12 protein-coding genes are annotated in these 15,661 nt (G+C 43.2%); 8 read left to right on the forward strand and 4 right to left on the reverse strand.

What is annotated here, in order from left to right:
- Positions 1–3: 3 nt before the first annotated feature.
- From MHH49_RS23425 to MHH49_RS23440, 4 genes are all read left to right on the forward strand, one after another.
- Positions 4–903 carry a carbohydrate ABC transporter permease gene (locus MHH49_RS23425; protein WP_051491567.1) on the forward strand — a complete coding sequence of 300 codons (900 nt, stop codon included), beginning with the start codon at positions 4–6 and terminating at the stop codon, positions 901–903.
- Positions 904–960: 57 nt separating this feature from the next.
- Positions 961–2,592, forward strand: a complete 1,632-nt coding sequence (locus MHH49_RS23430; RefSeq protein ID WP_076146430.1) for an extracellular solute-binding protein — start codon at positions 961–963, stop codon at positions 2,590–2,592.
- A 121-nt stretch (positions 2,593–2,713) separates the two neighbouring features.
- Positions 2,714–4,609 (forward strand): family 20 glycosylhydrolase, encoded by a 1,896-nt coding sequence (locus tag MHH49_RS23435; RefSeq protein ID WP_341138522.1) that lies wholly within the window; start codon positions 2,714–2,716, stop codon positions 4,607–4,609.
- Positions 4,610–4,624: 15 nt separating this feature from the next.
- The gene (locus MHH49_RS23440) at positions 4,625–6,124 is read left to right on the forward strand and encodes an arylsulfatase (protein ID WP_076146426.1); all 1,500 of its coding nucleotides are present in this window, start codon (positions 4,625–4,627) and stop codon (positions 6,122–6,124) included.
- Between the two features lie 72 nt (positions 6,125–6,196).
- On the opposite strand, the gene MHH49_RS23445 is transcribed toward MHH49_RS23440, so the two are convergent.
- Positions 6,197–7,651, reverse strand: a complete 1,455-nt coding sequence (locus tag MHH49_RS23445; RefSeq protein ID WP_341138523.1) for a sulfatase family protein — start codon at positions 7,649–7,651, stop codon at positions 6,197–6,199.
- A 154-nt stretch (positions 7,652–7,805) separates the two neighbouring features.
- Between MHH49_RS23445 and MHH49_RS23450 the strand changes: the two genes are divergently transcribed.
- Positions 7,806–9,551 carry a glycoside hydrolase family 35 protein gene (locus MHH49_RS23450; RefSeq protein ID WP_076106200.1) on the forward strand — a complete coding sequence of 582 codons (1,746 nt, stop codon included), beginning with the start codon at positions 7,806–7,808 and terminating at the stop codon, positions 9,549–9,551.
- Between the two features lie 131 nt (positions 9,552–9,682).
- A complete protein-coding gene (locus tag MHH49_RS23455) occupies positions 9,683–10,072 on the forward strand; it encodes a hypothetical protein (RefSeq protein ID WP_036688183.1) in 390 nt (129 codons plus the stop codon).
- An 81-nt stretch (positions 10,073–10,153) separates the two neighbouring features.
- Here MHH49_RS23455 and MHH49_RS23460 read toward each other — a convergent pair whose 3' ends face one another.
- Together MHH49_RS23460 and MHH49_RS23465 are read right to left on the reverse strand one after the other, a co-directional pair.
- Positions 10,154–11,179, reverse strand: coding sequence for a serine hydrolase domain-containing protein (locus MHH49_RS23460; protein ID WP_076296232.1), 1,026 nt, complete (start codon positions 11,177–11,179; stop codon positions 10,154–10,156).
- A gap of 13 nt (positions 11,180–11,192) precedes the next feature.
- On the reverse strand, positions 11,193–12,023 hold the full coding sequence (locus MHH49_RS23465) for a MerR family transcriptional regulator (protein ID WP_341043134.1): 831 nt from the start codon (positions 12,021–12,023) through the stop codon (positions 11,193–11,195).
- A gap of 297 nt (positions 12,024–12,320) precedes the next feature.
- On the opposite strand from MHH49_RS23465, the gene MHH49_RS23470 reads away from it, so the two are divergent.
- Positions 12,321–12,671 (forward strand): hypothetical protein, encoded by a 351-nt coding sequence (locus MHH49_RS23470; protein WP_341043136.1) that lies wholly within the window; start codon positions 12,321–12,323, stop codon positions 12,669–12,671.
- A 123-nt stretch (positions 12,672–12,794) separates the two neighbouring features.
- On the opposite strand, the gene MHH49_RS23475 is transcribed toward MHH49_RS23470, so the two are convergent.
- Positions 12,795–14,711, reverse strand: coding sequence for a right-handed parallel beta-helix repeat-containing protein (locus MHH49_RS23475; RefSeq protein WP_341043137.1), 1,917 nt, complete (start codon positions 14,709–14,711; stop codon positions 12,795–12,797).
- Positions 14,712–14,831: 120 nt separating this feature from the next.
- On the opposite strand from MHH49_RS23475, the gene MHH49_RS23480 reads away from it, so the two are divergent.
- The gene (locus tag MHH49_RS23480) at positions 14,832–15,611 is read left to right on the forward strand and encodes a helix-turn-helix domain-containing protein (RefSeq protein ID WP_076274782.1); all 780 of its coding nucleotides are present in this window, start codon (positions 14,832–14,834) and stop codon (positions 15,609–15,611) included.
- The last annotated feature ends 50 nt before the right edge of the window (positions 15,612–15,661 follow it).

Below are 15,661 nucleotides of genomic sequence, written 5' to 3' on the forward strand. Positions count from 1 at the left end.
CAAGTGACCGACATAACGGTTAAAAAGAGAAAAAAGTGGAGTGTTTTCGATATCGTCGCATTCGTGGTGCTGGGGCTCCTAGCAATAGTAACATTTTTTCCCTTCTATAATGTTCTTATTATCTCTGTGGCAAAGTTCGAAGCGATTAGTAAAAGCGACTTTTATATTTTTCCGCTTTCGTTTGACCTGTCCGCTTACAAGCTTTTGCTTCAGGATATGAAGTTTTGGACTTCCATCTTTAATTCTGTCATCGTAACAGTGGTTGGCGTGTTGTTCAGCATGACAATCTCTGTGGCGGGAGCTTACGCATTATCCAAGCGGGGTATGCCCGGCAGAAACATAATGCTTAGCTTGATCTTGTTCACTATGTTTTTCAATGGCGGTTTAATTCCTTTTTACTTAGTCGTTAAAGATCTAGGATTCGTAAACAATATACTCGTCATGATCATCCCTGCGGGTCTCAATACGTTTTATCTAATCATTATGAAAAACTATTTCAATACCATTCCAGAAAGCTTGGAAGAATCGGCTAAGCTGGATGGGGCGAATGATCTGTACATTCTTTTCAAAATCATTATTCCAATTTCTGCTCCATTCATGGCGACTTTTGCTTTGTTCTATGCTGTGGAAAGATGGAATGAATGGTGGTATGCATTAATTTTTATCAGTGACGCGGCAAAAGCACCCCTTCAGATTTATCTACGGGAGACACTTATTACTTCGAATTCCTTGCTAAGCCAAATGGCACAAACGATGGCCGAGCAGGAGCAGACGGGGAAGGTCTACACACCTGCACTTCAAATGGCAGCGATTGTAGTTTCGAGTATTCCGATTATTGTTGTTTATCCGTTCCTGCAGAAGCATTTTAATAAAGGCATTATGGTGGGTTCAATAAAAGGATAAGAAAGATTTTAAATAGATTGATTCTATCCTAAAATAGTATAAAGGGAGGTTTCAAGCATGCATAGAAAGAAAATAATGACATTGGCATTATGTATAACTTTGTTGGCTTCAGTACTCACGGCTTGCGGTGGAGGCAATAACGGCAAAGGGCAGGCTGGTTCAAACGGTGAAACATCTCCGAATTCTTCTAACTCCACTGATAATCCTTACAAGGATCCAATGACTATTTCTCTTGGGTTTTGGGATGCGGATGCCGAGATTGCTAACCTCGAAAAGGACCCGATCGCTAAACAAGTGTTGGAGAAATTCAACATCACACTAAAACCTGTCAATTTGTCTTGGGATGACTATACCCAGAAGATTCAAATGTGGGCCGCCTCCGGCCAATTGCCAGACATTTTCGCGATCGACGCCGTCGGTACACAATATCAGCGCAAATGGGTGAATCAAGGCGTTGTTAAAGCGCTCCCGGATCTTTCAAAGTATCCGAATCTTGCAAAATACTTCGAATCGCCAGATATTAAAGGATTAGGAGTAGATGGAAAGTATTATACTGTACCTCGCCGGATGTTCCCGAGTGTCGATTGGAGTGCACTGGACCGTATGGTTTTCTATCGTTGGGATCTTGCTCAAAAGGCTGGGATCACCAAAGAACCAGAGACATGGCAAGAGTTTGAAGCCATGCTTGATGCAATCGTAAAGTCGGATCCGGAAGGCAAGCATGTTACTGGTCTTACGACGACAACTACCAAGATGCTGGGCGGATTCTTCTGGTTGTATGGCAACCCGGTTGCTACTAGTGATGGAAGCGGCAGTGATTTTAAATGGATCAAAGAGGATGGAAAGTTTATCCCTGCTGTATTCTCTAAAAATGCGCTGCCAGCGCTGCAAAACATGAAGAATATGTACGAAAAAGGATTGATCGATCCAGACATCGCGCTTGTTAAACCAGCAGAGTCCTATGACAATTTCGTAGCAGGCAAAGCAGCTGCTCTCCTGAGCGGTGGAGGTTTCATAAATTTAAATAGCGATATGTATGAAAAACGCTGGAAAACAGCTTATCCGGATAAGGATATGACGGAGAGCGTGAAGGCGCTCAAACCGCTTATCGGTCCTGATGGTGAACGTTCACATGCCATCTTTAAAACATACTGGTCAGAAAGCTATTTCAGCAATAAGATTGACGATAAAAAGATGGATCGCATCATGGCACTCTATGATTATGTGTTGTCTCCTGAAGGCAAGGATCTGTTGACTTATGGCATCGAAGGTGTAGATTACAAGCTCGAAAATGGGCAGAAGGTTGTCATTGAAAAGGGTTCGTTAAATGAGAAGTATCCAGCTAGCAGATTTCTGAAGAATTTGGTGGCATATGAAACTTCAGATAGCTATAACATGGATAACCCGACGATTGCTAACGAAGGAATCCGCAAAGAAGCTGTCGATTACATCGACTGGATTCAGAATAATACGAAGGTTCCAGAATATGATATTCGGTTAACTTATATGTCCACCCCAACAAAGGATAAATTTACTGTGCTTGACCATGATGATTTGCTTAAGATCATGCTTTCCAAAGAACCTGTTGAGAGTTACTGGAATAGCATTGTGAACGATTATAAGGCAAAAGGCCTTGATAAAATGATTGAGGAAGTAAATGAGAAGGCCAAGGAACAAGGTATTGAATAATGGATAAATAGAGAAGATCCGGGCGGAAGTAGCCCGGATCTTCCGTTTAATTATTTGAAGTATGGCTTAGACGGTGCGGCGCTACTGACCGCATACTTATAAGATTGGGAGGGTAAAGTTTATGAACCTTAGCATTCACTTGACAGGGTTAACTGAGAAACAGCTAGCAGCTGTTTCAGAAGTAGCGGGAATATTGAGTATTCGAATGGAACGCTCAGGGATACCAGTGAATTGTAAGAAGCAAGGGAAGGGCATTCGAATATCTTACGATGAGGCTCAGGTCACCATTGTGTATGAAGAGGAACATCAGTTGATCCGGGCACTCAGCCGATTTCTTGAGAACATACGCCGTGGAGAACGAGTTGAAATTAATGAACGACCGGTTTATGAACAGTTAGGCTTCATGGTAGACTGTTCGCGAAATGCGGTTCTTAACTATGAAGGATATAAGGAATTGATCCGGCGTTTAGCGGTTATGGGATATTCAACGGTTCAGTTGTATACGGAAGACACCTACGAACTGGAGGGATACCCTTATTTCGGCTATTTGCGAGGCCGATATACAGGAGATCAAATTCGGGAGCTGGATCAGTATGCCGCGTTATTTGGCATAGAACTGGTTCCTTGTATTCAGACCCTGGCCCATCTCGGACAAGCATTGAAATGGCAGGCACATGCACCGCTTGTGGATTTCCAGGATATTCTCCTTATTGATGATTCCAGAACTTACAAGTTAATTGATCGAATGTTTGCTTTTATGTCGGCTCATGTAAGCAGTCGCCGCATAAATATCGGGATGGACGAAGCTCATATGATGGGACTTGGTAAATACCTGGATAAGCATGGGTATCAGGATCGATCTTCATTAATGTTAAAACACTTTAGCACTGTTATGGAGATCGCCAGAAAATATGGTTTCCAGACGATGATGTGGAGCGACATGTTTTTCCGTCTGGCCAGTTCCGGAGAATATTACGATGCTGAAAGTCCAATTAGCCCTGATATTGTAAAGCTGATTCCTGAAGATGTTACCTTGATCTACTGGGATTATTATTCGGAAACGCAGGAGAAATACGACGGGATGTTAAGCAAACATAAGCAGCTGAATGATCATATTGGATTTGCAGGTGGTGCTTGGAAATGGATGGGCTTCGCGCCAAACAATGAATTCAGTCGCCATGTCAGTCTGCTGGCTCATGATAGCTGTGTTAAGCATGGAATTCAAGAAGTGTTGATTACCGCATGGGGAGATAATGGCGCTGAAGCTTCCGTTTTCTCGGTTCTTCCTACCCTTCAACTTTGGGCGGAGCTGAGCTACACGGGATGTTTCGTGGAGAACCATGTCAAAGAAAGATTCAGCAGCTGTGTGCAAGGCAATTATGATGACTTTATGGCACTTGATGCAGCCAACCTGGTTCCGGGTAATTCGGCTCCGGGGGGATGTTCTATCAATCCGGCTAAATACTTGCTTTATCAAGATATTTTGTGTGGTTTGTTTGATCGACATGTTATTCCTAACGCGTATTCGAAGCATTATCAGCAAAGTGCAGAAAAGCTCGAACAGGCGATCACTCGCAATTCGCCTTGGCAATCCTTATTCTCTGTACAAGCCAGCTTGTGTCGCTTGCTCGAAATAAAGAGCGAAATCGGGATTTCTATACGCGACGCTTATCATCGGGGGAATTTAGAGGAATTGGCTCACTTTGCCAAGGTGACTTTGCCACAATTATCTGATTTGGCCAGACAATTCATGGACGACTATCGAGTGCAATGGGAGCTGGAAAATAAGGTATTTGGTCTTGATGTTTTTGATCTTCGTATGGGAGGAATGCTTGAGAGAATCAGAACGGCGATTCATCGAATCAATCGTTATGTCGAAGGGAACGTGGAGCAGATTGCTGAATTAGAAGAGGAGCTTCTGACGTTCGACGGTCTTGTTGACGAGGGCGACCCCAGGACGATAAGTGCGAATTTATGGCACACGATTGCAACACCATCCGTGATCGCTGGGGTTTAAGGAGGGGGTGAGGTTATGATTGATACTAATCTGGACCATCAAAAGGGCACAAAGCAGCCCAACCTTTTGCTTATCACCGTAGATCAGATGCGTTTTGATTGCCTGAGCATTATGGGACATCCCGTCGTTGAGACACCCAACCTGGACGCTCTGGCATCAAGGGGGATCTTATTTGAGCACGCTTACTCGGCTACCCCCAGTTGTATTCCCGCCAGGGCTGCTATCATGACAGGAATGGGGCAAAGATCACATGGGCGGGTTGGTTATCGGGATAAGGTTGAATGGAATTACGCCCATACGATTGCCGGAGAGCTTGCTCAAGCTGGTTATCATACGCAGTGTGTTGGCAAGATGCATGTGTATCCTGCACGTAATCTATGTGGATTCCATAATGTGGTGCTTCATGATGGATATCTTCACTACAATCGGGATAAGAGCAAAACGTTACAGGATGAACACTATGATCAAGTGGATGATTATTTGCAGTGGCTGCGAAGACAAACTAATGCTAACTCGGATATCACTGATTTAGGCCTTGATTGCAACGCCTCAACGGTTGCCCGCCCCTGGCACTTGCCGGAAGCGATGCATCCCACGAATTGGTGCGTGACCGAGTCGCTAGACTTTTTGCGAAGAAGGGACCCTGGGAAACCATTTTTCTTATGGTCTTCCTTCGTTCGCCCGCATTCCCCATTGGATCCGCCACAATGTTATCTAGATATGTACAAGGACTTGGAATTTCCCGATCCTCCAATCGGAGACTGGGTGGACGAGAGTGCGGCCTTAAACGGAGCTAAGGATCCAACTTCTTCGTTCACTAATTTGCCAAAGCGCAGATTGGATCGTGCCCGTGCGGCGTATTACGCGCTAATTACGCATCTTGACGACCAAATTGGGAGGTTGATCAATGGGCTGCAGGAGTATGGAGTTTTAAATGAAACTTTGATTCTATTTACTTCTGATCATGGTGAAATGATGGGGGATCACCATTACTTCCGCAAATCTCTTCCTTATGAAGGAAGTGCTAAGATTCCTTTCATAGTGTTTGATCCGGGAGAAACGCTTGGACTTCTTGCAGGCTCCCGGCCTGATTCCATTGTAGAGCTTCGCGATATTATGCCCACATTTCTTGAAGCTGCTGGCGTCCAAATACCAGTTCCAGTAGAAGGGCAAAGTGTGTTGCCGCTGTGCAGGGGAGATCAGACATTATGGCGATCTTATATTCATGGGGAACAAGCCTATGGAGAAAAGTCCCACCACTTCTTAACGGATGGAAGAGAGAAATTTATTTGGTATTCTCAGACAGGGGAAGAGCAGTATTTTGATCTAGCGGCAGACCCCTCAGAGAAGATTAATGCGATAGGCTGTACTGATAAATTTGAGCGTATAAAAGAGTGGAGAGAGCGTCTTATTCACGAGCTGGAGGGACGAGAGGAAGGGTTTGTAAACAACGGCGAATGGATTGCCGGACGCCCAATATCTCATATTCTAAAGGCATCCCAATTGGGGAAATAATCATAACATAGGGCAACCAGAACTCACAGGTTGCCCTACGTCTGTTACGGATATAAAGAAAGGTTAGTGAATTTACCAGCTACTCCGGCGTTCAGGCAAAGGGTCCTGATCTTGAATCATTCGATGGACGAGCAATTCAACCATCGAATGGCGAATATCACTATAATCGGGATCTTCAAAACGATTGGAGTTTTCATGAGGATCCTCTTTCAAATCATACAATTCACCGTAGGTCTCACCTGCGAAAATCACCAGCTTATAACGTGTTGTACGCAAACACTTAGCGTTAATGCCGCGGTCATGAGCAATATAAGCGGTCAGGGCAGAATTGCGCACATGGGACTCTCTTCCAGCCAGCACCTCCATCTGTGACACACCTTGAATTCCGTAGGGAGTTTTGAGACCTGCGGCTGCAAGCAGTGTGGGGACAATATCAACATGTTCCATCAAAGCAGGGACCCGTTGCCCGGAAGCAATCCCAGGACCGCGTACGATCATCGGGATTCGTGTTAACCCTTCATAAAACCACGGCCCCTTGTAAATTAGTCCATGGTCACCGAGCAGTTCTCCATGATCGCTGGTAAAGAGGATGACTACATCATCGTACATTTCTTTTTGACGCCAAGCTTTTATAATACGTCCGATCTGCGCATCAATGAAGGTAATCATCGCATAATAATTTCGGGTGAGCCGTTTCATATGCGCTTCATCAAGAGAATGCTCCTCACCGCCACCAGGCCAATATCCTCCCTGACTCTGACGCAGCAGATGTGGAGGACGAAGATGCACGTCATCTGCTTCTCTGGCTGTAGATGGAATGTCAGTGTCAGCGTACATATCCGCGTAAGCTTTTGGAGGGTCAAAGGGGTGATGTGGATCGACGAAACTGGTCCATAAAAATAGCGGTTGCTCGGTTTTGTGGGCGAGGATAGCATCGATACTCCGTTCAGCAATCCAATAAGTCTGATGCAGCTCCGGAGGGAGTTCGCTCTCCCACACATCGTTTTGAGCATTAGAAGCTCTGTAATGGTCCTTGCTGAAACGCTCTGCCACTTCAGGGTTACGCTGTCTAAGCCACTCCATATATTCCCCGATACAATTATCTTCCGTAATATGATGTTCATCAAATCCGTAGTACGTTCCATCGGAAGCTCTTCCGCGGTCACGATAAGCAGGCTCTTCATATTCTTGTGAAAAGTTCCCCTTCATCTGAGGGCGGAAATGCATCTTTCCTATACCGATGGTTTCATAATCCGCTTTCTTTAAATGATCGCATAAGGTAAGTTCGTCTTCTCTGAGTGTGGTACCGATATTCCAGGCACCATGAACATGCGGATACCTGCCTGTAAAAATGGAAGAACGTGAAGGCGTGCAAACGGGACTAGCGCAGTAAGCGCCAGTGAAGAGTGTGCCTTCCGAAGCAAGCTGGTCAAGTTCAGGTGTCAGTACGGAAGCGTTTTCGATACCTAGTGCGTCCGCGCGCATTTGATCTGTGGTAATTAACCAAATATGAGTTCTTTTTGACATCCGTAATAACCCCCTATGAATATAGTGTATAGCATCACAAAAGCCCCTAGCAACCAATGAATACTCCATATATTTCATTAGAATCGTCCATATGGGTTGATATTTTTATTACCTATAATTAAATAGTCTATCTCAATGTTGGAGGAGAAATTATATGCGGAAGTTATCCATATCAGGGGATCATTTTATATTGGACGAACAACCCATCCGGTTGCTTTCTGGTGCGCTTCATTATTTCCGGATCGTTCCGGAATATTGGCAGGATCGTTTGCTGAAGCTGAAGGCTTGTGGATTGAATACTGTTGAAACCTATATTCCTTGGAATTTACACGAACCAGAGGAGGGGAACTTCAATTTTGCTGGATTTGCTGACATCGAGGCTTTCGTTAGACTTGCCGGAGAGCTTGGTTTGCACGTGATTTTGCGGCCAAGTCCTTATATTTGTGCGGAATGGGAATTCGGTGGATTGCCAGCTTGGTTACTTGCGGACAATAACATACAACTGCGTTGTAATGATAACGTCTATTTATCTAAGTTGGATGCCTATTTCGATGAGTTGCTTCCACGTCTGCGGCCCTTGTTAAGCACTAACGGTGGGCCTGTGCTTGCCCTTCAAGTAGAGAACGAATATGGAAGCTTTGGTAGTGATAAGACTTACCTGAATGATCTAAAGGCAGGAATGATCGCCCGCGGCATGGACGTTCTGCTGTTTACTTCAGATGGAGCTGAAGATCATATGCTCCAAGGCGGTATGATTGACGGAGTGTTCGCCACTGTAAATTTTGGTTCACGGGCAAAGGAAGCCTTTGCTAAACTACGTGAATATCAGCCTACGGGACCGTTGATGTGTATGGAATTCTGGAATGGATGGTTTGACCACTGGATGAAACCGCATAATACACGCCCCGAATCTGAAGTAGCGGAGACTTTGGATGAAATGCTGGCTTTAGGAGCCTCTGTTAACTTCTATATGTTCCATGGGGGGACGAATTTTGGATTTATGAATGGGGCAAATCTTTTTGACAAATATGAGCCCATCGTAACCAGCTACGATTATGATACGCTGCTGGACGAATCCGGTAAGCCAACTGCAAAATTCTATGCAGCACGAAAAATAATTGAGAAATACGTAACGTTACCGCCACTGGAATTACCGCCGTTATTAAAGTCACAAGCTTATGGTAAAGTGTTGATGACAGAAGCAGCACCACTGTTCACTCAGTTAGACGTTTTGTCTACCCCAGAACATAGAGCATGTCCCGAGCCAATGGAGAAACTGGGTCAGAATCATGGGTTCATCTTATATTCGACGAGGATCAGTGGACCCCGCAGCAGTATGGAGCTCGTCCTTCAAGAAGTACGTGATCGTGCGCTTGTATTCGCGAATGGGGCCTTTGTCGGTACAGTTGAACGCTGGGATCCGCGAGGAATTCCATTAGAGGTTCCAACGGAGGGACTGCAGATCGACATCCTTGTGGAGAATATGGGGCGTGTAAATTATGGCCCGCTGCTTTGTGATCCAAAAGGCATAACCTGTGGCGTTAGACTCGGCTATCAATTCCTGCATGATTGGACCATTCATTCTTTGCCTTTAACCAATCTTAAGGGATTATCATTCACACCGATAGATTGCGAGCAACGTCAGCAGCCTACTTTTTACCGGGGGAGCTTTCAAGTCAGTAAGTCTGAGGATACTTTTTTGCGGCTGGACGGATGGAGTAAAGGTCAGGTTTTCATAAACGGCTTTAATTTAGGGCGCTACTGGGAGCAGGGTCCAACTAAAACACTATACTTACCAGCGCCGCTTCTGCGTCAAGGTGATAACGAGCTTATCTTATTCGAACTACATGGCGTAATGGAGCCAGTGGTTACTTTTGTAGATACACCGGAGCTCACATGATATTTAACGGTTGAGTAAGTATCATGATTCTATAGTACGGGTCTGATGATTTTTAATATATAATCAAAACAGCCCAACAATTTATAGGAACTGAAAATGCACGATTAGGGTGGGTTAGAGGAGGATTTTAAATGAGCTATGATTTGATGGCATTTGAGACGTCTAAAGCACCGCAAGAGAGAGCAGCGTTTATGGAGTGGTATGAGCAGCAAGTGCAGTGGTCGGAAGACCATGCCTATAACGATCCATCGGTTTTATCGGAGGCGCTGCAACGCTTTTATAGTGAGTTGTCTGAGCAATTTCCTAATATGAATGTAGAGGACGAGATTTTTGAGGCGATGGAGGAAGCCGGAACGGATAACCGGTTAACTGACTACTCGCTTGGCTCATCCGTCATCTATGCGGCTTTTGCGTATTCCGTAGCTGACGAAGCTTATACGGCGATGCGGGAGTTGGCTATAAAACATAAAGTTGGATTTTTTGATGTAAGCAGCAACGAAGGTGATATTATTTTTCCTTGAAGCAATATGATTTAGAGTGTAGACAGCTGGTTGCTCTCCTAGTTGTGAATGAAGGGGCAACCAGCATGTTTTTTATCTTCTTTACTCTACTACAGACGGAATAATACACTCCTTAATCAGAGGCCAGCGGTCACGAGGCTGAAGTGTGAATTCTGAGGCGATGGTTACGACAAGATCCTTTTCTGGAATGCAGCAAATGACATTACCACCATCACCTAACGCTGAGTAGGTGTAAACCCCGTCTTCTTCGCGTAGCCACCACAAGTAACCGTAATGATTAGGGTTCATCGCTGTTGATTCCTCAATCCATGTCTCCGAAATGATCTGATTTTGCTCCCATTGTCCACGGTTCAAATATAATAAACCAAAACGCGCCATATCGCGTGGAGACAATGTAAGTCCCCATCCTCCTGTGGTGATACGATTTGGGTCTTCCACCCACCCCTTCACATTTACCCCAAACAAATCATCGAACCCAAATGAGCTCATCTCATAATCCGGGATTTCATTCATTCCGATAGGTTTAAATAAACGTTCGTTGGCGAACTCACGGGCACTTTGACCAGTGCTGCGCGTGATGATGGCAGAAAGCAGATGTGCTCCAGCGGTAGAATATTTGAAATCCCCAATTGTTCCTTGTTGGCCTAGCATATCCAGCGTATATTTTACCCAGTCAGGCTGCATACACATTTGCTCCAGCGGTTCGTGCCAATCTGCAAAAGCATAAGGTGCGGTCATCGTAAGGAGATGGTGCAAGGTGATTTCTTGTTTTTGCGGATCTTGAGCAGCGTTTGGAACATAGTCCGGGAAAAACTCCAGTACCTTTTGATCTGCATTGTTAATAAAGCCAGCATCTATGGCAATGCCTATGAGCGCGGATATGATACTTTTTGTTACAGAGGCCACATGATGTGTGTCATTCGGGCCAGCGCCATTATAATATTTTTCATAAGCGATAGTTCCACTTCTTATCACAACAATCCCGTTGATATTGCTATACTCGGATTTGATCCTTGATTCTAGTTCTGAAAGCATATCAGCATCCATTCCCAAGTTTGCGGGGGCTGAGATTTGCCAATCTGAAGTTGGATAATTGTTTTTGAGCATGAAAGTAACTCCTTTATGAATTTTTTTTCTTTACTGGAAAATAGACCTCGGTAACCAGATCCTCAGGCACAGCGGCTTGTATCGGGTCCGTTACATATATTTCATAGGGCGAATTCACCATTTCATAACCTTCATTTTCTATCCATTCTCTCAGCTTTGCATAGACCGAGGTCAATTCTGAATAGGCGCCTTTAAGAACAGATCTCGCACAAAGAGCATCAGGCAAATCTCTTGTACCTTTTACAACCTCTTTTATGGGGAGAGCAAACTCTGTATCATTTCCGGCTGGATTATATTCACGGCTGTGATAAATTGTTATTGGCGTACCGAGCAAAGTGAGTTTTTCAGTGGCGATTTTTTCATAAAGCCCGCTAAAATAATGTCCATAACCTAGCGCATAGTCATCACTGCTCAACATCTGACGCGTAAAAAGAATATTCATAGGCTGAGTTTCAACAAGCTCTACTTTTATCTCATTCAGGTAGGACATCATGGGGATACCTTTCTCCAAATTTAATACATCACTATTGATTTGTTTTAAGGTGTATTCATAAGAACTTATTTTCTCCTGTATTTCTTTTTTCTTCAGATTAAGGGCTGAGTAGAGCTTCTCTTCTGAACGATCCTGTTCCCATTGCAAAATGTCTCTGATTTCTTCCAGCGAGAAATAATAAGCTTTTAGACGATTGATAAAAAGCATTTTTTTAAGTTGTTTGATGGAGTAATACCTGTAACCGTTCTCAGGGTTAATCTCATCGGGATGAATTAATCCGATCTCATCATAATATCGAAGCGTCTTCGTAGAAACTTCGCATATCTTCGAGAATTCTCCAATCGACAGCAAAAAGTCATCTCCTTTTTTCGTTTGAATTAAGCTTCATAGCCAAAACATCGATGTTTGGTTCTAGCTCTACTTAACACCTTACCCTAAGGTCAAAGTCAACAGCAAAATAGTAAACCGATTCCAAGGTTACGACAATATATAGGTGAATGGCCATTCAGAAAGGAGTAGCCAACGGGGCTACCCTTATTTATTAGAGTGTATCATTTTAGATAAAGCCTTCAAATATTTCCCATAAAACTTCTAGAACATGTTAAGATTTTCACAAGAAAAGATTATAGGAATGGAGAGGAGAACATTTTGTCTAGAAAAAAATACGTATCTTTATTCGTTTTGTTTATCGTCCTGTTATCGGGATGCGAAAAAAACAATGCCGATATATCCAATAATACAGATGTAGATGTAACTGATGATCAAGAATATAACTTGCTGATTACGAATAACAGTCCGTTATTTTTAAAAAGTGTAGTTGTTACCGTTGATGAAGGAAATAACGTTCAAATTAACTCTTTGATCGACAGTAATATTAAGCATGGTGGGGTAGCAAAGTTCCCCATAGATAATGGAAAGCATTTATTTAAGGTTACACTCAATCCGAAAGATAATTACTCGGTCAGTAAAGAATTTAAGGAAGAATTTAAAGCAGGATAGATTGTTGAATATCAGATCCTAATAGAACAAAACGAAGTATCTATTCAAAAGATTAAGGATATTAAATAGCAGACTCAATTATAGCAATGAAAAAGCAGGTGGACTTGCCACCTGCTTTACCGATCACCACACTTTAATATAATTTTTGCCCTTATTCAAAAGTGTAAGAGGTCCTAAAGTGCTTTTATGTTCTTTCTTTTTATCCAGAAAATCTGTATCCAGGATTATATTGCTGCCATCCGGATTCTCAAACTCGGCATCCACGATGCGCACCCGCGGCAAAGTCTCAGTTGAATGTACCTCACCTAAGAAGTTAACGAAGCTTTCAGGCAGATCAATAGAAAGGAATCCTTCATCTCCTTGATCTACAATAAAGAAGTCTGGACCAAAGCTTTCCTCAACCAGCTTTACATTCTCTCTTTCGAAAGGCTCAGCACCGTTTAAATAAGCGTTGTTATTAATGAACATAGGCTGTTCAACGAGTTCAAACTCCTCAAGATCACCGTGTAACTTATGGACATTCTCGATATACTCCGCCAAAGAGGTGGTGTAGTTATTGAAATGTGATGTTCCCACGCCTGTCCATCCGTCTTTTCCAACAATGATATTGTTGTAGAACCGATCGTCCCCACCATAAATAAGTGAGAAACCGGCAATTTTTGTACTATGCGGAAGATGATATTGCGTGGACCGATTTAGTACCTTACGATGAACCAGCCTGCCGCCGATCAGATTGTTGATATAGGCTCCACCTTGGGCTACATTCTCCAAAGCATGTTTAGCTGTCAAGATATTATGGTCAACAATGTAGGGGCCATGGCTTACTTCTATAAACAAATCCCGGTGATTTTGATAGAACAGATTTTTACTGATTCTTGTCCCTTGGGTCTGCCAATCCAGCCATAAACCTAAAGTACAATCGTGAATCCGGTTATGGTGGATGTGAGTATCGATCGGTGCGTGAAGCTTGATCCCGGCAATTTCGTGGCCCCAGAATTCCCGTTTTATCGCAATGTTGTAAATATGGTTATGATGAATTTCGCTGAAAATACAACCTAAGTGGCCGACGATGGCATTTTGGCCGCAATCATAAATGGTATTATGGCGGATAAGATGTGAACCGATCGATTCTTTGCTCCAGCCCTGACGCTCAGCAGTAAAGACGGATTCAAGCTGATATTGATATCCGGGTTTGTCTTTTCGAATGGTACGGTAATTATGGCCTGTGGAAGCTTCTTTGCCGATACTGATAGCGCTGCATTTGGCATCGTGAATGATATTATTTTCAATAATCCAGCCTTTGCTCCAGTTAGTGCCCAGCAGTCCGGGCTGGTCTGCCGTTGGAGGTGCCCAAGGTGTTGCCGCATGCGCCATTTCAAAACCTTTTACAGTAATATAATCAATCCCGGTTTCTTCAGGGTAGAAACAAGATCTGCGTACATTGATTTCTACCAGTTCTTTGTTCGGGTTGGCACCTTGGAAATTAGCGTAAATCGTGGTGTGGTCAGGGCTTACTTTGGCAAACCAAACATAGGTCGTCTGTTTTGGATTTTGGACCGGAACCATCTCATGTGTCCAGAGATCCTTGAACTCCAGCTTTTCGACGGGAGCTGCCAGTTGATCATACTGACTGACCTCATAAAAAGACATGCCATTTAGATATACATCGCCTAAGTGTCTTGTCTCCTCTATAGTGACGAGCCAATCGCCAGACACTTCCTCAACATACGGATTAAAGCTGCCAAAAAACGTGTTCGGCAAGATCACTTTCCAAATATGATTCTCAACCTGCTGCCAATCTTGTATATGTTCAGAGCCTTTTATGACAACCTGCTCGTCTTCAGCGGCTTGATAAATAATTCTTCTTTGTTCGCTTAATCCTTTGTATCTCGGTTTTACCCATTCGCGATATATCCCTTCATGAACGATAATCTTGTCCCCAGCCACAGCTGCTGAAGCCGCTTTATTGATGGTTAAAAAAGGATCATGTTGAGTACCTTGACCTTGATCTGAACCAGTTTTTGATACGTGATATTCCATTGTCCTATAACCTCCGCTTGGTTGACTTTATCCAATATTATAGGAAATAACGTTGTTAGTTCTATACTTTATATAGTACACTTTAAGACAAAATTAGTGTTTTCGTGAAGGAGAATCTACTTGTGGCCCTTTTTTGAAAAACATGGTGTCGGCGAAAAAGATTACTTTAAACTCATTCCCTTGAAAAACTATCATTTTCCACTTCATTTTCATCGGGCATTTGAGATTATTTATGTCAACGACGGGCAGTTATCTATCACCATTGATGGGAAAAGCTATCAGGTGCAGAAAAATGATCTGGTTTTTATTTTTCCTAATCAGATGCATGAATTTGAGACGATTGATTTTTCGGAGATTATGGTAATCCTCTTCTCCACAGAATTGATAGGTGATTTTCACATGAATTATAAAAGCTTTATTCCAACTGACAATGTTCTCCATGCTGTGAATGAACCTGATTGTACAAAGCTGGATTCAATTTATAGCCAGAAAAGTTTCCTGTATGGTGTATGCGCGCAGTTGATCTGTCAGACATCATTTGCTCCAGTCAAACAGTCCCCGCAAACAAAGGTGCTCTATAAAATCCTGCTTTTTGTAGAACAAAATTATTCTGCCGATTGCACATTAAAAGCTGTAGCAAAACATCTGCAATATGATTACCCTTATTTATCAAAGCTATTTGTCCAGCTGATGAAAATGCCCTTCACAGATTACTTGAATCACTATCGTATCTCACAAGCATGTTATATATTAAAAAACTCGAATCTGACTATTGGTGAAGTTGCCAACCTTTGCGGCTATAGTAACTTACGGTCATTTCATCGGAATTTTCAGAAAATCACCCATCAATCGCCGAAAGGGTATCGGGTTTCCAATCCGCCTGATAAGAAAATGAACTAGAAGACTTTAAGAGGGTAGGGAAGAGGATAAAAAGAACTCCAAAACCACGA

This window comes from Paenibacillus sp. FSL F4-0122 (genome assembly GCF_038002845.1).
Taxonomy (GTDB): Bacteria; Bacillota; Bacilli; order Paenibacillales; family Paenibacillaceae; genus Paenibacillus_AQ; species Paenibacillus_AQ odorifer.